Source organism: Streptomyces sp. NBC_01689 (assembly GCF_036250675.1).
Lineage (GTDB): Bacteria > Actinomycetota > Actinomycetes > Streptomycetales > Streptomycetaceae > Streptomyces.
On record NZ_CP109592.1, the window covers coordinates 9440105 to 9458811 of the forward strand.

The 18707-nt window shown below is 69.3% G+C and carries 15 protein-coding genes and 1 pseudogene; 9 read left to right on the forward strand and 7 right to left on the reverse strand.

Annotated elements, in window-relative coordinates:
• Positions 1-15: 15 nt before the first annotated feature.
• Positions 16-834: a histidine phosphatase family protein gene (locus OG776_RS40445; RefSeq protein ID WP_148014548.1), complete on the reverse strand. Its 819-nt coding sequence runs from the start codon at positions 832-834 to the stop codon at positions 16-18.
• Between OG776_RS40445 and OG776_RS40450 the strand changes: the two genes are divergently transcribed.
• Genes OG776_RS40450 through OG776_RS40465 form a run of 4 tightly spaced genes read left to right on the forward strand, consistent with a single transcriptional unit; the run spans position 722 to position 4941 of the window.
• Complete coding sequence (locus OG776_RS40450; RefSeq protein ID WP_329323552.1) at positions 722-1684, forward strand: class I SAM-dependent methyltransferase; 963 nt, start codon at positions 722-724, stop codon at positions 1682-1684. The two genes, OG776_RS40445 and OG776_RS40450, sit on opposite strands and share 113 nt — an antisense overlap.
• Positions 1681-3291, forward strand: coding sequence for an MBL fold metallo-hydrolase (locus OG776_RS40455; protein WP_329323553.1), 1611 nt, complete (start codon positions 1681-1683; stop codon positions 3289-3291). Before OG776_RS40450 ends, OG776_RS40455 begins: the two co-directional genes overlap by 4 nt.
• Complete coding sequence (locus OG776_RS40460) at positions 3288-3929, forward strand: 2OG-Fe(II) oxygenase (RefSeq protein ID WP_329323554.1); 642 nt, start codon at positions 3288-3290, stop codon at positions 3927-3929. The genes OG776_RS40455 and OG776_RS40460 overlap by 4 nt, the downstream gene beginning before the upstream one ends.
• A 13-nt stretch (positions 3930-3942) precedes the next feature.
• Positions 3943-4941 (forward strand): aldo/keto reductase family protein, encoded by a 999-nt coding sequence (locus OG776_RS40465; RefSeq protein ID WP_148014552.1) that lies wholly within the window; start codon positions 3943-3945, stop codon positions 4939-4941.
• A gap of 186 nt (positions 4942-5127) precedes the next feature.
• Here OG776_RS40465 and OG776_RS40470 read toward each other — a convergent pair whose 3' ends face one another.
• Positions 5128-6456 carry a hypothetical protein gene (locus OG776_RS40470; protein ID WP_148014553.1) on the reverse strand — a complete coding sequence of 443 codons (1329 nt, stop codon included), beginning with the start codon at positions 6454-6456 and terminating at the stop codon, positions 5128-5130.
• Between the two features lie 322 nt (positions 6457-6778).
• Between OG776_RS40470 and OG776_RS40475 the strand changes: the two genes are divergently transcribed.
• Positions 6779-6964 (forward strand): hypothetical protein, encoded by a 186-nt coding sequence (locus OG776_RS40475; RefSeq protein WP_329326609.1) that lies wholly within the window; start codon positions 6779-6781, stop codon positions 6962-6964.
• 83 nt (positions 6965-7047) lie between these two features.
• Here OG776_RS40475 and OG776_RS40480 read toward each other — a convergent pair whose 3' ends face one another.
• Positions 7048-8385 carry a helix-turn-helix domain-containing protein gene (locus OG776_RS40480; RefSeq protein WP_329323555.1) on the reverse strand — a complete coding sequence of 446 codons (1338 nt, stop codon included), beginning with the start codon at positions 8383-8385 and terminating at the stop codon, positions 7048-7050.
• A gap of 388 nt (positions 8386-8773) precedes the next feature.
• Between OG776_RS40480 and OG776_RS40485 the strand changes: the two genes are divergently transcribed.
• The gene (locus OG776_RS40485) at positions 8774-9232 is read left to right on the forward strand and encodes a helix-turn-helix domain-containing protein (RefSeq protein ID WP_329323556.1); all 459 of its coding nucleotides are present in this window, start codon (positions 8774-8776) and stop codon (positions 9230-9232) included.
• 444 nt (positions 9233-9676) lie between these two features.
• On the opposite strand, the gene OG776_RS40490 is transcribed toward OG776_RS40485, so the two are convergent.
• Both OG776_RS40490 and OG776_RS40495 read right to left on the reverse strand, forming a co-directional pair.
• Positions 9677-10504, reverse strand: a complete 828-nt coding sequence (locus tag OG776_RS40490) for an SAM-dependent methyltransferase (protein WP_329323821.1) — start codon at positions 10502-10504, stop codon at positions 9677-9679.
• 256 nt (positions 10505-10760) lie between these two features.
• Entirely contained in the window at positions 10761-12128 is a 1368-nt protein-coding gene (locus OG776_RS40495; RefSeq protein ID WP_329326611.1) for a HEAT repeat domain-containing protein, read from the reverse strand.
• A gap of 271 nt (positions 12129-12399) precedes the next feature.
• Here OG776_RS40495 and OG776_RS40500 point away from each other — a divergent pair.
• Positions 12400-13637, forward strand: a protein-coding gene (locus tag OG776_RS40500; protein WP_443077368.1) for an IS3 family transposase whose coding sequence is annotated in 2 segments (ribosomal slippage) — positions 12400-12730 and positions 12730-13637 — 1239 coding nt in all. Because the reading frame shifts where the segments join, the coding sequence is not laid out codon by codon here.
• A 682-nt stretch (positions 13638-14319) separates the two neighbouring features.
• Here OG776_RS40500 and OG776_RS40505 read toward each other — a convergent pair.
• Positions 14320-15726: an amidase gene (locus OG776_RS40505; protein WP_148007262.1), complete on the reverse strand. Its 1407-nt coding sequence runs from the start codon at positions 15724-15726 to the stop codon at positions 14320-14322.
• Between the two features lie 858 nt (positions 15727-16584).
• Between OG776_RS40505 and OG776_RS40510 the strand changes: the two are divergent.
• Both OG776_RS40510 and OG776_RS40515 read left to right on the forward strand, forming a co-directional pair.
• A pseudogene (locus tag OG776_RS40510) lies at positions 16585-16863 on the forward strand (GNAT family N-acetyltransferase); the annotation flags it as partial.
• A gap of 175 nt (positions 16864-17038) precedes the next feature.
• Positions 17039-17830 (forward strand): class I SAM-dependent methyltransferase, encoded by a 792-nt coding sequence (locus tag OG776_RS40515; protein WP_148007261.1) that lies wholly within the window; start codon positions 17039-17041, stop codon positions 17828-17830.
• Positions 17831-17962: 132 nt separating this feature from the next.
• On the opposite strand, the gene OG776_RS40520 is transcribed toward OG776_RS40515, so the two are convergent.
• Positions 17963-18292 carry a histone-like nucleoid-structuring protein Lsr2 gene (locus OG776_RS40520; protein WP_148007260.1) on the reverse strand — a complete coding sequence of 110 codons (330 nt, stop codon included), beginning with the start codon at positions 18290-18292 and terminating at the stop codon, positions 17963-17965.
• Between the last annotated feature and the right edge of the window lie 415 nt (positions 18293-18707).

The following is an 18707-nucleotide window of genomic DNA, read 5'->3' on the forward strand; positions in this document are numbered from 1 at the left end:
GCGCCGTCATGGACCTCAGAGGGTGTCCGTGGGACGCAGCGCCGTCATGGACAGGCGCCCGCCCTCCAGCCGCAGCCTGTACCAGCTGCCCCGCCCCACGACCGGCGGCAGCGCACAGCCGTGGGCCGCCGCCAGATACGTCAGGACGGCGGGGAGGGTGTCTCCGTGCGAACAGGCGACCGCGTGACCGCCCCGATGACGGGCGGCGATCTCCACCAGGGCGCCCAGGGCGCGGCCGGCCGCCCACGCACCACCGAGGGACGGGCCGATCGGCCGGAAGACGCCCTCCGTCCACGCGGCCGGCTCGCCGAACCCCCGGGCCTCCCGCAGCCGGTCCTCGTCCACCACCGCCAGACCTGAGGCCTTCGCCAGTGGGACGACCGACTGGCGGCAGCGCAGCGAGGGGCTGCTGTACACGGCGTCGACGCCCGCTCCGAACACCTCGGCCAGGACGTCGGCCTGTCGCATCCCCTCCTCGCTCAACGGACGCAGATCGTCGTGGCCTCTCCACGTCTCGCGCGGGGAGGACGAGCAATGGGGGACCAGATCCAGCACAACCGTGCACGCATTGTCGAACATACGGCGCATCATGCCGGGGCCCGCAGGCGGAGTCCAAGAATTAGCGGGTATCCGCAAAAACGTTGACCACGCCATTCCACCCGCACAAGCCTGAACGGAAATACCAGCGAAGAGCGGCGGCGCCGCGAACCACGGAGTCGGTATGGAATTGGTCGACAGAACACCGCAGGAAATGGCCGGAGAGTTCCTGGCGAACGGTGCGCCGTCTCTCTGGCCGGACCTCCCGCACCTCGACGGCATGTCACCGGACCGCATCACCGCGCTTCCCTCCCTGCCCTACGGCGACCCGGCGTTCAGCGGCCGCCTGCTGCGCGAGCAGACCGACACCACGACGACGGACTCCTCCCGCCCTCCGGACCTCGTCGAACGCCAACTCGCCTGGCTGCGTGCCGCGCTGCCCACCTGGCGGGCGGGCCAGGTCCACCACCCGCTGTGCGGGCCGGGAAACTACGCGACCGCCCTGCACGACCACGGCATGACCTCCTACGTCGGCATCGACGCGGGCCCCGCCGTCGTCGACCACGCCCGCCGCCGATTCGCCGGGCAGGACGACGTCCGCTTCCTGCTCGGCGACGCCCTTGACCCGGCACTGTCGGCGCCCGACAACGCGTACGACACCCTGCTTCTCACCTACGACGCCGCCAACTTCTTCGCCCCGCACACGCTGAGGCCCTTTCTCCGGGCGCTCGTGGAACGGTTGCGCGGAGGAGGCACCGTCGTCCTCGACCTGCGGCTCGCCGAGGACGGCATCCGCGGATTCGACGAGGGACGTCAAGTCCACCGCCGCCGACACGGATCGGTCTTCCGGGACGGCCCCCACCTGCTGCTCAGCGAGGGCTTCGTCGCCGCCGGCGGAGCCCTGCTCGGCCACCGGATCATCGCCGTGGGCGAGGGCACGGAACCCCGCGAGCCCGAGGTCTTCCACTCGGTCCTGCACGTGCCGACCGCCGAACAGCTCGCCGGTCACCTCCGTTCGGCGGGGCTCGAAGTATCCGTGATCGGGCGGCCCTTCGCCGACTCGTCGGACCCGAACCTCGCCCGGCACCTCGTCGCGGCCCACCGGCCGACCCCCACACCCCACTCACCTCCGTGGAGGCAGTCATGAAGATCACGTTCCTGGGGCACGCGGGCGCCCTCGTGGAGGCCGGCGACGTCAGACTGGTCTGCGACCCGTGGTTCTCCGCCGGCGGCGCCTTCCTCTCCGGCTGGCACCAACTGCCCGACAACAGCCACTGCCTCCCCCTGACGTACGACGCGACCCATGTGTACGTCTCGCACGATCACCAGGACCACTTCGACGCCGAGGTGCTCAACGCACTCGACCCGTCGGTCACCCTGCTGATGCCCGACTACCCCCTGCCGAGCTGGAAACGGCTCGTCACCACACTGCGCGGCCCGGCACCCGTGCTCCTGCGCGACCAGGAGGTGTGGCGGGCGGGGCCGCTGCGCCTGCGCCTGATCCACTCCCCGACGCCCCGGCACCAGGACTCGGCCCTCGTCATCGAGGACACCGACACCGGTCAGGTCGTCGTCAACCTCAACGACTGCCAGGTCGACCGGGACCAGCTCCGCGCCATCCGGCGGCTTCATCCGCGCGTCGACGTCGTGATGGCCCAGTTCTCGGGTGCCACGTGGTTCCCGTTCGCCTACTCCTTCCCCGAGCGGGACCAGGTGGAGGCCGCGGCGCGCAAGAAGGTCAACTCCATGCGCCGCTGGACCCGTTACATGCAGGCGCTCGACCCGCGCCACGCCGTCGCGTTCGCCGGGCCGCCCGCTCTGCTCGATCCCGAACTCTCCCCGCACTTCTTCGCGGAGTCGTCCGTCTTCACCACACCCCCCGAACTGCTCGCCTGGCTGCGGGAAGAACACCCCGGCCTGGCGGAGCGCACCACGGCCCCGCTGCCGGGCGACGAACTCGACGTGGCTTCCGGCGAGTTGACCGCCGACCCGAAGATCCGGGAGGAGTTCGACTGGGACGACCTGCCGGCGTACACGGAGGCCTACGCCCGCCGGCGGGCACCCGCCATCGCCGAGGTGCTCGCCCGCCACCCCGCACCGCGGAGCAGCCTCTACGAGGAGTTCACCGCCCACTTCACCGCTCTGTTCCAGGCGGGCGAGAGACTGTGCAGGGCCGTCGACGCCGTCGTCGCCTTCGACGTCCAGGGGCCGGGCGGCGGGTTCTGGCTCGTCGACTTCCGTAGCCTGAGGGTCAGTGAGGGAAGCGGACCCACGACAGACCCGCACGACTACCGGTTCACGCTTCCCTCACGGTTCGTGCCGGACATCCTGGACGGCGGCATGAGCTGGGAGGAGTTCTTCTTCTCCTTCCGCTTCACCGCCTGGCGTCCCGGTATCGGCGCCTACAACGAGGAACTGATGTCGGTGCTGCGCTGCAGCGCACCCGACGACCTGGCCGAGTACCTCGACCGGACGGCGCAGGACCGGGAACCGGGCGAGTTCCGGCTGGAGGCCGCGAGCGGGACCTACCTGGTCTCCGACACCTGCCCGCACCTCGGCGCGCGACTCGGACCACAGGACTACGACCCGGAACTGGAATCGGTGGTCTGCCCCCAGCACGGCTGGCGTTTCGCCCTTCCGGACGGCGCCTGTTCCAACGGCCGGGCACGGCTCGGCGTCACCCCACAGTCCGCCGACCGCGACACCCCTTCGGACGCCACCCGGCGTCCCCGAGAGAGGCAGGAACAGCAGTGATCGACTTTGCGGCCATGGAACGGCAACTGGACGAGGCGTCCCCGTCCTGCTTCCGCGCCGACCCCTTCCCCCACTACGTCTGGGAGGGAATCCTTCCCCGGGAAGTACTGCGGGCCGCCGCGGACGCCTATCCGGACACCTCCCTCATGACCGCGAAACCCGGCATCCCCCGATGGCACTCCCAGAACCTCGGCCTGGCCGGGCCGGAGCTGCGCGACGTGTGCACGGCTCTGCTCGGCGACGACCTCGCCGCGTTCCTCGCGAAGGTGACCGGGGTCGAGGGCCTGCGCACCGAGCCGGACGGCGACTGGGGCAGCTACCGTCTCGCCGGCCACGGCGCCGTCCACCACGCTCACGTCGGCTCCAACCGGCACCCTGAGACCGGCCGTCTTCGCCGGTACTCGTTGTTCACGTACCTCAGCGAGGGCTGGCAGCCGCAGGACGGCGGATGGCTCGAACTGGGCGAGCCCGCAGGGGAGGTGCCGACCGCCAGGATCCTGCCCGTGTTCGGCCGCAGCGTCCTCATCGAGACGACGGCGCGGTCACTGCACGGCATCTCGGCCGTGCGGGTGGCGCCGCCCGCCACCCGCAAGACCGTCACGGTCCACTTCTGGACGGAACCGGAGGACGGCGCATGACGGGACACACGCCGTGAAGCACCGACGGCTGGGCCGCAGCGGCCTGCACGTGAGTGAGATCGCCTACGGCAACTGGATCACCCACGGGGGCCAGATCGACACCGACATGGCGCTCGCGTGCGTACGGACCGCGCTGGACCGCGGCATCACCAGCTTCGACACGGCCGACGGGTACGCGTTCGGCGCCGGGGAGGAGATCCTGGGCCGCGCCCTGGCGGGGGAGCGCCGCTCCAGCGTCGAGATCTTCACCAAGGTGTACTGGCCCGTCGGCCCGGGGCCGAACGACCGGGGTCTCTCGCGCAAACACATCATGGAGACCATCGAGGTGTCGCTGCGCCGGCTCGGCACCGACTACGTGGACCTCTATCAGGCCCATCGCTTCGATCACGGGACACCGCTGGAGGAGACGATGACCGCCTTCGCCGATGTCGTCCGCTCGGGCAAGGCGCTCTACATCGGTGTCTCCGAGTGGCGGGCGGAGGAGATCCGCGCCGCGCAGTCCCTCGCCAGGGAACTGCACGTCCCGCTGGTCTCCAACCAGTGCCGGTACTCCGCCCTGCACCGCGTCATCGAGGCCGAGGTGATACCGGCCTGCCTGGACGAGGGGTTGGGACAACTGGCCTTCTCCCCCCTGGCACAAGGTGTTCTCACGGGAAAGTACGTGCCCGGACGGCCGCCGCCGCCCGGGTCACGGGCCACCGACTCCAAGGGCTTCGGCCGGCACTTCATGGAGAAGGTGCTGCGCGAGGACATCCTCGGACGCGTGCAGCGACTGCTGCCGCTGGCCCGTGAAGCGGGCGTCCCGCTGCCGGTCCTCGCACTCGCCTGGGTCCTGCACGAGCCGAACGTGGCGAGTGCGATCATCGGCGCCGCGAGACCCGAGCAGATCGCCGCCAACACCGCGGCCTGTGAGGTCACCCTGGACGCGGGCCTCAAGGAGGCGGTGGATGCCGTCCTCGACCCGGTCGCGCTCAAGGACCCGGAGCTCACGACCAGTCCGGGCCGCACCTGAGCGGGCTTCGCCGCGTTCGCTCGGCGGTGTTGTCGGTGTTCTCGGAGTTGCCGGTGTGGGCGGTGTCGTCGGTGTTCGCCCGGTCGCTCGTCCTGGATCGGTGGGCCGGTCCGCTGCTGCCGGCCCACCGTCCGGGCGGGAACGACCGGCACGCCTTCCGCTGGACGGGCGGAACCCATAGGAAGGTCATCCGGAGGTGCCGGGCCGCGGCACGGGCGACTCGGTCCGCGAGAGATCCGCCAGCGCCAGGTGGACGTGTGCCAGTTCCATGCCCTCCTCCCGGCACCAGCGCAGCGACAGGCCGAGCGGCACCCCCTTTTCGGACCGCAGCCGTATCAGCTGCCGAGCCATTTCATAGGGCTGGTCCGAAAGAACCCCGGGCCGCCTCACATGGCTGCGTCCCTTGCTGAGCACCCTGCTGAAGGCCTTCAGCTCGTCGGCCACATGCTCCCAGGACCGCGCGGGCAACCGAGGAAAGCCGTGAGGAGACCGATAGGCGGTCTCCGCGGTGGCGAGCACCGACGTGAGCAACGTCGGCGGCAGGCCGTGCAGGGCCAGTTCGGTGCCGATCATGCGGATGAGCCGCCGCAGCACGTACGGCCCCCCACGCGGTCCTGGAGCCACCCCCTCACCGAGCAGCAGAGAGGCGCTGCTCGACACGTCGGCCAGGAGGACGGGGTTCGGTCCGGGCGGGGCGGTCCTCCCGGCCAGCAAGTCGGAGATGGCCGTGCTCAACGGTGCGAGCAGCAGAGGGACGGCCGACCCCGTCCCGTCCGGCTCCGATGACGGAGGGCGGGCGACGTAGGTGAGCGTGTGCTCGAAGACGATCATCTCGAACAGCGGCTGTGTGACGGCTGCCAGCCGTCCCGAGGTCCGGCGGCGCTCCACGAACTGGATGTGCGCGACGGAGACGTGACAGCCGCAGGTGCATCTGGCGTCGCAGTGCGCGAACAGGGAGCTCCGTACGGTGCGGCGGAGCGTCAGGCACGGCCCCAGCTCAGGGTCCATGCGCGGCGGGGTCTCCGGCAGACGGGTCCCGAGCGTGATGCGCCCGTGGTCGACGCCGAGGTCCAGAAGCGCGTTCACGACCCGGGAGGAGTCCTGGGGTTCCGAGCTGAGAAGGAACCTCAGTTCGGCCGGTGCGATGCCGGCCTGACGCAAGGCCTCCCAGGAGTCGCGCAGGGCCGCGTCGTACGGGCGTAAACCTGTCCAGACGGCACCCACCGCACGGCCGGCACTCGGTGGTGAGGCGGAGGGCGGCGTCATCAGCCGGCTCGTGTTGAGAATCCACTGAAGGACGGCGGCGCCACCCGGTTCGGGCCGGGGGTAGCCGGTCAGGGACCGTCGCCAGTCCGGCGAGGCGACGGACGTGAAGAGTGTCGTTCCGCCGGTCTCGGCGAGCAGCGGCCGCGGTGGCCGACGGCGGTAGCCCCGTCGGACCAGGCATTCGGCGAACGCCGCGGCGGCCCGGACGTCCGGTTCGCCCGCCCACCGGTGCGCGTCACTCTCGAGCACTCACATCACTTCCCGTCCGCATGATGACAGAACTTCACTAGCAGTCACAAAACATAGTCATGTCAAGCGGTTGCTCGCCAGACTTTTTTCTCATTCCCGTATGTCTGAATGATGCGTATATATCGGGCAGGGAAACCTCAAAAAAGCCGCGCGTACTGGGCCGTAATGCGCGAGTCGCTCCACCTGGTGCACGCATTGACTGCCCGAGTCACGTCATGCCAACATCGGGCTGTCGTCAGGCAGTCAAGTCAGTCACAAAACTGAGTCATTGCCGAGCGACGTGCTTCAGCCGCTCATGAGAAACCGTCTGGGAGAGAAGCGAATGATGCGATCAACTCGCCTGCTCGTCGCCGCCGTGATCCTGGGATGTTCCGCTGCCCTGGGAACGGCCGCGGCTCAGGGAGGACTGGCAGGGAGCCTGGACTCCTCCGCCGACATCGTTGTCCCGGCCCCCGCTGCTTCGCCCACCGACCTTCCGGGCAGCGACGACATCCCGCTCTGCTGCTGATGGTTCACGCGGGAACGAGTGAGGGCGGCAGTGGCCTCGCACTGCCGCCCCGGGTGGAATCCGTCATCGGATCCGCGGTGTCCTCAAGGGTGCGACGTCGCCGGCTGTGTCGTCAGGAACGTCTCCCGGTGTCCCATGCACCGCATGCTCTGCCGGTACGCCCACACGGCGCGTTCGTCCTCCCCGCAGAGTCGCAGGATCTCGGCCAACTCGGCCCAGGCGAAGGCGGCCTGGCGGTTGGCTTCGGACGCCTCCAGCATCAGCGCACCCCGCTCGTAGGCGACCTGGGCGGCTTCGCGGTCGCCCTGGCACAGCCGGGCCGCGGCGAGCACCAAGTGGTTGCGGGCGTTCTGGAGACGGTGATCGGGTCCGAGCAGTTCCAGCGCGCGCTCGGCGTGGTCGATGGCGACCGCCGCGTTTCCGAGGCGCAACTCCGCCCGGGCGAGGGCGGAGAGGCAGTACGCGATGTCGACACTGCTGCCGACCTCGCGCAGGCTGGTGAGGCTCTGGCTGAGGACGTCGCGTGCCGCTTCCGGCTGCGGAGTGTCCGACTGGAGGAGCACCACGGCATAGGCGTTGCGGAGCCTGGCCAGGGCGCGCTGGTCCTCGCCCTCCGCGTAGATGGCCAGCGCCTTCTCGATCAGCATGAGGGCGTCCGCGGTCTTTCCGTTGCGGTGCATGACCACGCTGGCGTTCCAGTACGCGGCGCCCAGCGCCCGGGAGTCGGTGATCGAGCCCGCCTGTTCGATCGCCTTGGTGGCGAGGTACGAGGCGCGGTGCATGTCGCCACGCTCCATGTAGACGCCCACCAGGGTGGACAGCAGCTCGACGCCGATGACCGTCGGCCCGAGATGCAGCTTCTCCAGCTCGGTGAGGGTGGCCTCGGCCACTTCGATGGCGTGGGAGAGGTCGCCGAGCTCTCGGTAGCACCGGCACAGCGCGATCACCGTGGTGAGCCGCGGAACCAGTTCGGGGTGTTCCAGGGAGACGGAGTGCAGGGCATCGAGGCGGACCACCGCCTCCTCCAGCCGGCCCAGATGCTCCAGGGCGCGAGCCATCCCGAGCTCCGCCTTGTAATGGATCTCCGGCTGGGAGGAGGCGCTCGCCTTTTCCTGAACGGAGCGGTACGCCTCGAACGCCGCCTGCGGGTCCCCGTTGTTGAGGGCCAACTCGGCGTAGCTGAGCTCCACTTCGAGCTCACCGGCCGAGACCTTCGCCGGATCGTCGGTCAGCTCGGAGAGCTCGCAGCCCAGACGCCGGGCCAGTTGCTCCAGCACCTCGGGGGAGGGAGTGCGCTTGCCGGCCTCCAGCAGCGAGACATAGCTCGCGGACAGGTCCTCGCCGGCGAGGTCGGCCTGGGACATTCCTGCGGCTCGGCGCAGGCGTCGGATGCGGGCACCTACTCCATCCGAGATCTTCACACCTACTCCTCGGTCAACTTGACAGACGTTTCCGTCATTGTGAGCCAGTCAAGTTTAGCTCAGGGAACTGGGCCGCCCGTACGATACCAGCGAACAGGGCAAACGGGGATCCTCTTTTCTGGACGCGACCCACCGGTGTATCTGTGCAGGTGAGAAGACCTTTCTGTGACCGAAGGAGACCCCAGGGAGAGGATTTCGCGCAGCCGTCGGTTCCGTTTTCGGCACTTTTCGACTGTCGTGAAGGTTTATTGACTGCCGGTCGCGATGCCGTTTCCAAAAATGTCCTCTGATCAGGACCGCCGGGCATTCCCCCGGGCCCGCGCCCCCGCAGCCCCGCTCATCCCCCAGCCACCTCGCCACTCTTGATCACGCCGACCAAGGGAGACCTGTGCGTACGTCAGCGAACCCCACACCCCTGCGCCGCAGCGGCCTTCGGATGCCCGGGAGCGAACAGCGGGGCGTCCACCTCCGACCGACCGCCGAGGACCGGCTGGCGGCCGTCATGCCGCTGGACGAGCGTCAGCGCAAGCTCGTAGCCCTGCTTCTCGCCGGACACACCGACGCCAGTGCCGCGAGCCGGCTCGGTGTCAGTCCGCGTACGGTGACCAACATCCTGCGCTCGCTCATGGACCGTCTCGGCGTCGACAACCGCTTCCAGCTGGGCGTGGCTCTCGGCAGCCGCATTCGCGTCCCCGACCGGTCGAGCCGCGTGTCCTACGCCGCCTCGTCCCCCTGCGACGGAGGACCCGGTACGGGGCCCAATCCACCTGCGCCGGTCGGCCCCGCATCTGCTGGGGCGACTTCCTCCCGACGTCCCTCAAGGCCGTCGATCGATGCCGGGCCGTGAAAGACGCCGTGGCCCTGCTCGGATGCCGGAGAGCCGGGAGCCGGACGAACCCTGGGCCGGACCAGGGAATCCCTCAGCGGTCTCCGTGCCATCGCAGGTCGTCGGCGGCAGGCGCCGGACGGAAAGGGGAGGGACGGAAGGGGAGGGACGGAAGGGGAGGGACAAGAGGAGACGATTGAGAAGGGACGGAAGAAGGGGGAGGGGCGGAAGGGAACTGGCGACAGCCGCCGACCAGCGGCAGACCGGACGGCGCAAGGCGGCGTGTCGTTCACGGGCTTCCGCATCCCCGTCTCGGGGGTCCACGAGGACCAGCCGCGCGGCGGGCGGTGATCGAGGACGCCCCGCTCCCTCCACGCACCGGCGCCGCGCCCGGCGGCGGACACCTGGCTGGGCGAAGCCGGTCATGGGCGCAGCTGACCGGCGATCCTCAGCCAATAATCAGGTCTAGGCCTTCCGGGCCAGACCGGCCGCGATGAGGTGTTCCCAGACCGTGAGTTCTCGTGCTTCGCCGCTGTTCCACGGGTTGTCGGTCTCGTCGGGACGCCACAGTGACGCGGGCACGATCCCGGGGTCGAGGATCTCCAGGCCGTCCAGCAGGGCGGCGATCTCCGCGTCGGTGCGCCACCGGCCGCGGCCGAAGGTCTGCTGGAGGACCTTCTCGGCCTCCTCGGTCTCCGGGTTGTTGCCGGAGCGGAAGTGGCTGACGAAGAAGTAGCTTCCGGAGGGGACGTGGTCCCGCCAGTAGCGCACGATGCCGGCCGGGTCCTCGTCGTCGTTGACGTGGTGGAGGATGGCGCTGAGGATGACGGCGACGGGACGGGTGAAATCGATGAGTTCCCGGGTGTCGGGGTGAGTGCGGATGGCTTCCGGGTCGCGCACATCGACCGCGACGACGCGGGTCCGGTCGTTGTTCTCCAGCAGGGCCCTGCCGTGGACCAGTACCTGGCGGTCGATGTCGACGTAGACGACCCGGGATTCGGGGGCGTGCCGTTGCGCGACCTGGTGGACGTTGTCCGCGGTCGGCAGGCCACTGCCCAGGTCGATGAACTGTCGGATGCCGGTGGTCTTCGCGATCTCCCTGACCGCCCGGGTCAGGGCCGCGCGGTTGGCGAAGGCGATGGCCACCGATCCGGGCAGGTCGCGTTTGAACACGTCGCCGATCTCACGGTCCACGGCGTAGTTGTCCTTGCCGCCGAGCAGGTAGTCGTAGACGCGGGCGATGCTCGGCTTGGCCGGGTCGATGGAGGAGCCTTCGGAGGTCATGGCGGCTATTCTCTCCCGCAACGTCGCCCGCGGACCAGGGCTTTGGGATCTTCCGGCCGACCGGGGTGCGGCAGGAGGACCTGGATGCCCGGGCCCGGTGTCCAGGCCGCGACCGGACGACGGGGTGACCGGCTTCACCGTGCGGTATGCGGATTTGGTGGATTGTGGCCGCAACCAGCATCAGAACACTGCGAGTTCACGGCGCTGAGGGTCAGGGCGCGGGCGTGACGGCAGCGACGCCGCAGGGATCGTCCAGGCCCCGGTGTCATCCGGAGGCGGCGCGCTTGTCACGGTTCCACTTCCACCTCCAGAGCGCCGAGAGCCGGGGGTCGTGTTCGAAGCCTGGGTGGGAGAGCGGTGCGAGCCGTTCGATCGCCTTCCCGGTGCGCGGATCGTCTCGCCGAAGGAGACCGTAGGCGGCGTCGAGCCGCATCGTGAAGTCCTCCTCGTCGAGCAGGGCCGCGAGGGCGTCGGCGACCACCGTGCCACGGTTCGTGCTGTTCGCGAGGGCCTCGGCCGTGCGGGCCCGCACCTCGGCTTCCGGGTCCCGGAGCAACTCGACGATTGCGTCGGTCAGGCCGGGGCTGACGTCGTCGGCAACGACCAGTGTCCGGGCGGCCCGGGCACGGACGGTCCGGTCCTTGTCCCGGGCGAGCACCAGCAGCGCTGCTCGGGCCGCCGCGCCGAGTGGACGGAGGGGTGTGCCCTCGCCGAGGCCGAGCAGGAGGTCGGGGACCTGGGCGCGGACCTGCGGGGACGGGTGACCGGCGTACCGCAGTCCCACGGACGGCGATTCCCGGTGCTCCGTCTCGCTCAGGACGCGCAGCACGTCGGCGAGGACGCGAGAGTCGGCTTCCCCCTCCGTGGCCCAGGCGACGAGCAGTTCGGCGGTCTCCTTCTCGTGGGAGTTCCGCCCACTCGTCGGCGACAGGAGGTGACCGTGCAGGACGTCGAGGACGAATCGGCGATGCTCGGGATCCGGGCTGTGGCGGTGTGCCGTGAGAGCCGACCAGGTCTGCTTGCTGCGGCGTTCGTTGAGGACCCACAGGGCGGCCGACCGGTCGACATGGTCCCGGTCACCCCGTGCCATGGCCCTGGCCACCAACTCGTCGACGGGTGTCAGGAAACGGAAGGCCCATTCCAGGGCGGTGAGGATCGCACCGTGCCCGTCGCGGACCGTGAGGCCGTCGAGCGTCACCTGCGACGCGCGAGCGTACTCGTCGTCCATCACCCATGCGCGGCACGTGGGGCCCAACCCACGTGTCCTGCGCCTGAGTTCGTTCTCCGCGCCCATCTCGTACCAGTGCCGGGCCAGGGCGAGCAGATACGCCCTCTCCGCCTCAGGGAGGCGTAGCCGGGGCTCTCGGCCCAGCACGGCTTCCACCATCGCCGGAGAGCCGCCGTCGACCGCCCGCCTCAGCGGAGTCGTTCCGTCCGGCAGTCGCCGGTCCGGATCAGCGCCGCCCTCGACGAGCGCCTTCGCGACGGCGGCGTCGTAGGCGGTGACCGCCAGGCACAACACCGGCAGGCCGTCGTCCGTGACCGTGTCCGGGACCGCCCCCGACTCCAGCAACGCGACCACGGACTCCGTGTCTCCCCGTCGCACTGCCACTACGAGTGGTCTGCCGCCCATGGTCCGCCGCGCCCCCCTCTCCCAAGAACCGCCGGCCGATGAACCCGCCCCGGGGTGCCGGCTGATGCCTGCCTTGTTCCGTCACCCCGCGCACCGCATGGCGGCGGCAACCCGACGCGTGCCACGATAGTCGGCGGGATGACGCCGAGGTCTGTGCATGAGGTCGGGGCCGGTGCTCGAAGTCCGGGCCGTGGTACGGGGGGCCTCCCCCTGAGTGGTGGACACGCTGATACTGGATCTGCTTGATCCGGAGGAAGCGAGAACACCGCCGATGGCGATGAAGGACTACTCAGACGAGTTCAAGGCCGATGCCGTGGCCCTGTACGAGTCCACACCCGGGGCCACCTACAAGAGCATCGCTGCCGACCTGGGCATCAACCGGGCCACCCTGCGCGAGTGGGTGCTGCGGGACCGCGAACGCCGCGGTGTCACCGCCACGGCTGCAAAGCCGGCCGTCCAACCGGGGGCGGCGGTGCCCTCCGACGCTCCGGACGAGCGGATCCGGCAGTTGGAGGCCCGGGTGGCCGAGCTCGAGGCGAGTGAGCGGAAGCTCGCGACCGAGCGGGACATCCTCCGCAAGGCGGCCAAGTATTTCGCCGGAGAGACGAACTGGTGATCAGCCGCTTCCAGTTCGTCGACGACCACCGGGACACCTACGAGGTGAAGCGGCTCTGCCACGTCCTGGACGTGAACCGGTCCAGCTACTACAAGTGGCTCGCCGGCGCCGAGGCCCGGGCCGCCCGGCAGCACAAGGACCGGATCCTGGCCGAGGAGATCCGCGAGATCCACGGCGAGTCCGGCGGCGCCTACGGCTCCCCGCGAGTGACCGCCGAGCTCCGCGAGAAAGGACGGCGGGTCAACGAAAAGCGGGTCGCCCAGATCATGCGGACGTTCTCGATCACCGGCATCCGCCTGCGCAGACGCGTGCGCACCACTGTCCCGGACCCGGCAGCCTCACCGGTTGCGGACCTCTTCCAGCGGGACTTCACCGCCGCCGATCCGGGACGGAAGTACATGGGCGACATCACGTATCTCCCGCTCGCCGGCGGGGAGTTCCTCTATCTCGCGACCGTACTGGACTGCTTCAGCCGCAAGGTCGTCGGCTGGTCCATCGCCGACCACATGCGCACCGGCCTGGTCGCCGACGCGCTACGGATGGCAGCCTCGACCCGCGGCCGCCTCGACGGCGCCGTGTTCCATTCCGACCACGGGGCCCAATACGGATCCCGGGCCTTCGCCGGCCTCTGCGACCAGCTCGGGGTCACCCGCTCGATGGGCGCGGTCGGCACCAGCGCCGACAACGCGGCCTGCGAAAGCTTCCACGCCTCCCTGAAACGCGAGACCCTCCAGGGCGCCCACGACTATGGTGACGCCGCCACCTGCCGCCGGACCGTCTTCGCCTGGCTGACCCGCTACAACACCCGCCGCCGGCACTCCGCCAACGGCCACCTCAGCCCCAACGAATACGAACACCGACACCACACCGCTAAGCTCACGCTCGCCGCGTGATCAATAACCGCGTGCCCACCTTCACGGGGGAAGGCCCCGGAGCCGACCAACCATCCCGCGAGCGCTCCGCACGGCGAAACCGCCAGGTCGGACGCTCGGTCGGCCGACCGTCCGGTCAGGGGGGTGCAGCGGTACCCTCCCTCGCGAAGACTCCAGCACAGCCGGGAAGCAGACTCGTTCCTGTGGGCGCACTCCTGCCATTCCTGATCTTCGTCGCGATCCTCGCCGTCGTCCTGGGCTTCTTCGTATGGCTGGCATCCCGTGTGCGTCGCCGTGGCCTCGCAGGCGGGGCGATGAGTGCGGCCTTGGCCTCGTACGAGGAGGCGTTCCGTGTCACGGCCCACGATTCCCACGTGGAGATCCGAGCTCAAGCGGAGCGAAAGGCGCCGGTCCTGTCGCCTGACGGTCACTGGAGGCGAAGCCCTGGCGAAACCGCTCGCGCGGGGGCAGAGGTCCGCAGGTCCCGTCGGCCGCGCCTTCGCCGATCACGACGCGGTCTCGGACGCTGGGTCGATCGGGCGAGGCGCGGCCGTTGACCAGCGGAGGCGCGAGCGCGGATGACCCGCTTCCAACGCGGCGCATCTTTGCGGGTGTTCCGGTGCCGACCAGCAGATGCCGGGGCCGTCGAATGCGGAACGGGACGCGGATGCCGAGGCCCCACCCGCGCGCCCGGTCCCGGCCGTCAGAGGGCGGGGTGCTGGTTTCGGACCGGGCTGAGTGTCTCCAGCAGTGAGGCGATGTGCAGGATGGTCGACTCGGCGTACCAGGCGCCGACCAGTTGCACGCCGATGGGCATGCCGTCGCTGGTCGTGCCGAACCGCATGGACAGGGCCGGAAGTCCGGTCAGGCTGAACGGGACGGTCGTCGAACTGACGTGGAAGGGGCCGACCGTCTGGCCATCGAGGACGAACTCTCCGAGCGCGTGCTCGTGTGCGGGGATCGTCGTGACGGGAAGCAGCAGGACGTCGTGCTCGTGGAAGTACTCCGCGAAGCCGTCCCGGAGCCGCTCGACACCCTGCTCGGCCAGGACGTAGTCCTCCACGGACCTGTCGGGTGTGGCGAGCAGGGTCTTGGAGTAGGTGAACATCTCGTCCTCGTGACCTGCGGTGATCTCCTGGACGGCCGGCTTCATCTCCATGATGTGCTGCCGGGAGAAGAGGTCGAGGGGGTTGTCCCGTTCGAGAGCCGGGATGTCGACGGACTCGACCCCGAATCCCGACCCCCGCAATGCGTCGGCCGCGTTCCGCACGGTGGCCGCGACCTCCGGGTCGACCGGGCCGAGCCCGGAATCGACCAGCCAGCCGACACGGACGCTCCGGTCCGGTGAAACGCCCGGCCCGGTGTCGTACTCGGGCGGGAGCACGGAGAACCCGTCGATACCGTCAGGGCCCGCCACCAGCGAATACGCCAGCGCCACATCGCGGACGGTGCGGGCCATGGGGCCGGCGTGCCAGTCACGGCGCGGTGCCCGCGGCCAGAATCCCGTCATCGGGATGCGCCCGTGCGTCGGCTTGAGCGCTGCGATACCGGTGTCGGCAGCGGGCCCGCGCACCGAGATGGACAGGTCGCTGCCGAGACCGAGCGGCGACATCCCGGCGGCGATGGCCGCGGACTCCCCGCCGCTCGAACCTCCGGACGAGCGGTTGAGGTCCCAGGGATTGTTCGTCCTGCCCGTCAGGAGGTTGTCGGACTCGACCCAGTACGAGAACTCCGGGAGATTCGTCTTCGCCAGCAGGATCGCGCCCGCCCGCTTCAAGCGCGCCACGGCGGTGGCGTCCGTGCTGGGGATACGCCCCGCGAAGACCGGCGAACCGCGCTGGGTGAGCACGCCTGCGGTGTCGAAGCCGTCCTTGACGGTGAAGGGCACGCCATGGAGCGGACCCACCGGTACACCTGCCGCGAGGTCCGCGTCCGCATCCTTTGCAGCGTCGAGCGCACCGTCGGCGAGCGTCACGATCGCGTTCACGCGAGGATTGGTCGCCTCGATCCGGTCGAGGTGCGCCTGGACCACCTCGACGGAGGAGACCTTCCTCGTGCGGATCAGCTCGGCGAGTTCGGTCGCGTCGGAGTGGATGAGGGCGGTCGCCATGATGCAGTTCCCTTCATATCTACATATACCGCATCACTATCCAGTCGAATTTCCGCTTCGGACGGCGCGACGCGCCGCCGTGCTGTGGAGCGGACCCGCTCCGGCCCCTCGAAGTCGGGAGGCCGACTTCGAAACGACGTCGGCCGCAGTCGGCAGACGTCGGACCCGCACTCTTGCCGTACATGACACGATTCCAGGGGGCGGGGCCCCAGCCCTACGGCCAAGGCGGCGGAACTGTGCGACGTATGGTCGGCACCAAAGCAGGCCGGCGTCCTACTTCCTCTTGCGCGACCGGCCGCGCCCTTCCCTCGTGGCACAGGCCGCGTCCGCACGCCTGACGACCAGCCTCGATCGGGCCGCTGTCACACAGCTGCCACGCCCCACGCGCCACCGCGTCCCTCCGCATGTCACGATGCTGGCGAGCGCCCCGCCACGCACTGCACAGCACGGGGAGCTCTCGGCCGTGCGCAGCTGCTCCGCCCCCGTCGGCGGCTGCGCACGGCACCCCGTTCACCGAGGTCCAGCAGCGACGAACGGCACGCCGATCGAGGTCGCGAACACGACCGTGGCATCGATGCCAGGGGTGATGGGCGCCGCGGGGAGTCCGCGCCCTGGTCTGCTGCTATAGGCCGTCGCCCTCGATTCAGTGAGCCACCAGGGTCGAGCAAGGCGAAGCAGGGCGGCCCCATCGTTTCCATGAGTCCCCGTTTCTTCGCCCTCGAAGGGCCGGGGGACGACGTCCGTCGGGCGGTCGCCATGAAGCACACGTCAGTCGGCACATCATCGGCCATACGTTCCGAAAATTGCTTGCAGCGCCTGCCTGGAGTGCAGACATGACAGCCTCGCTGCAGGAGATCACTCATGGGATTCTTCGCCATCGACTGGACCGGCGAAGGCACCGACTTCCGCTCCGGACTCTGGCGGCTCGACATCGCGGACGGGCAGCAGGGCCGAGGTTACGGACGCTTCGCAGTGCAGTCCGTAGCCGGCGAGATCCGGCGACGAGGCGGCACCCGGCTGACGACCACGTGGCATCCCGGAGCAGACGGCCCAGCAGGCTTCTGTCTGGCACTCGGCTTCCAGCCGACAGGAGAGACCAGCGGAGACCAGACGGTGGGCGTGCTGGCACTGAACTGACCCCGAGGAACTGCCGCCCCAGCGCTCACGCACGCGTTGAGCGACCCTCCGTCGAGCTCTCGGACACCTCGATGCCCGCCAATTTCGTTGAGCCCACACCCTGCCATGGTGTTGGCTGGCGGCACCGAATTGTCAGTACCGCAGGTGTCCGCTCGACTGGAGCAGGGGGTTCAACGTGCAGGACATTGTTGTCGACCCGGTCGCCCACAATCGGGCAGCCTGGGACAAGTATGTCCAAGAGGGCAACGAGTGGTCGACGCCGGTGAGTTCCGAGGAGGTCGAGCGCGCTCGCGCGGGCGACTGGTCGATCGTTCTCATCGGGCGTGAGCCGGTCGACCGCTCCTGGCTGCCGACGGACCTGACCGGCAAGGACGTGTTGTGCCTCGCCTCCGGCGGTGGCCAGCAGGGTCCGATCCTCGCCGCCGCGGGCGCGCGGGTCACCGTATTCGACAACTCACCCCGCCAACTCGGCCAGGACCAGATGGTGGCGGCGCGTGACGGACTCGAACTCCGCACCGTCCTGGGCGACATGCGCGACCTCAGCGCCTTCGGCGACGCAACGTTCGACGTCGTGTTCCATCCGGTCTCCAACTTGTTCGTACCGGACGTGGCACCGGTGTGGCGTGAGTGCTTCCGCGTCCTGCGACCCGGCGGAACTCTGCTCGCGGGCTTCCTCAACCCTGATGCGTACTTGTTCGACCACGAGGCGCTCGACGAGCGCGGCGAGCTGATCGTCGTGCACAAGCTGCCCTACAGCGATGTCACGCAGTACTCCGCCGAAGAACGCGCCACGAAGTTCGGTGCGGATGCCGCTCTGGAATACAGCCACACCCTCACCGACCAGATCGGCGGGCAACTCGCCGCGGGTTTCGTCCTCACCGGCTTCGCGGAAGCGCCGCACCAGTCCAACGCGTCCGCTCCCTACATGTCGAACTACTTTGCGACGCGGGCGGTCAAGCCGGGCTGATCCAACCGTCGGGCCGACCGAGTCGGCCGCGTTCTACTAGTAGGGCCAAGGGGAGCGCTGTGCCGGACCGACCCGCCATTGACGTATGAAGTCCTGTCGGCCCCCAGCTCCGCGCCGGGGGCCGGTGGTCTGTCAATTGGCCTGTTCAAAGGCCTCACGGACGTTGGCCGGGACCCGTCCGCGGTCGTTGACCTCGTACCCGTTGCTCCGCGCCCAGGTGCGCATCTCAACGGCGCTGGGGCCGTCGGCGTCGGCCCTGCGGCCTTTGCTCACCTTCGTGCGACCGGTCTTCCGGCCTGCCTGAATGAAGCGGGCAAGGGCATCGGCGAGCTCGTCGTAACTGTCCGGTGACAGATCGATTTCGTACTTTACACCATTCAGTGAAAACTCGTGAGTGGAGATCTCCGGGTGCTCTTTACCCGTGAGGTCGTCGGTGTAGACCGTAATTGTCTTCTGAACCATAGTTGGATGGTACTCCAAATGCTCACCCATTCGATCCCGATGTTTCGAATCGCAATGGTTCCGCTCTTTCCTCATGGAGGTGGAGCGGACCTCTCATAGCGGACCTCTCATAGCGGACCTCTCAGGTGGAGCGGCGGAATTCGCCGGCCTGGTCCGTTCCCCGCAGATCGGGCGTCCGTGTCCGAGTCGCCTCGGAATGCAGCGGTCCGCTCGTCTCCGGCGCCGCGTCCGTGAGCGACAGGCTGCCAGGAGCCCTCAGGCAGTGGTGATCGCTTGACGGGAGTGCGGTGCACTGGTGTGTGGTGCCGGTGAGGCCGGGGGCGACGGGGGCGGTGAGGGATTGACCGATGTCCTGGGCGTTGGCCTGCCGATTCGCCGGAGCTCGCAGCCGTTCCCCTGGGGAAGCGGGCTGGTC

Excerpts from the sequence above, each read along its gene's own strand:
- OG776_RS40505 (WP_148007262.1), bottom strand. The coding sequence starts at position 15,726 with ATGGCGACCGCCCTCATCCACTCCGACGCGACCGAACTCGCCGAGCTG.
- OG776_RS40495 (WP_329326611.1), bottom strand. The coding sequence starts at position 12,128 with ATGGGCGGCAGACCACTCGTAGTGGCAGTGCGACGGGGAGACACGGAG.
- OG776_RS40520 (WP_148007260.1), bottom strand. The coding sequence starts at position 18,292 with ATGGTTCAGAAGACAATTACGGTCTACACCGACGACCTCACGGGTAAA.
- OG776_RS40475 (WP_329326609.1), top strand. The coding sequence starts at position 6,779 with ATGATGCGATCAACTCGCCTGCTCGTCGCCGCCGTGATCCTGGGATGT.
- OG776_RS40450 (WP_329323552.1), top strand. The coding sequence starts at position 722 with ATGGAATTGGTCGACAGAACACCGCAGGAAATGGCCGGAGAGTTCCTG.
- OG776_RS40445 (WP_148014548.1), bottom strand. The coding sequence starts at position 834 with ATGCGGTCCGGTGACATGCCGTCGAGGTGCGGGAGGTCCGGCCAGAGA.
- OG776_RS40455 (WP_329323553.1), top strand. The coding sequence starts at position 1,681 with ATGAAGATCACGTTCCTGGGGCACGCGGGCGCCCTCGTGGAGGCCGGC.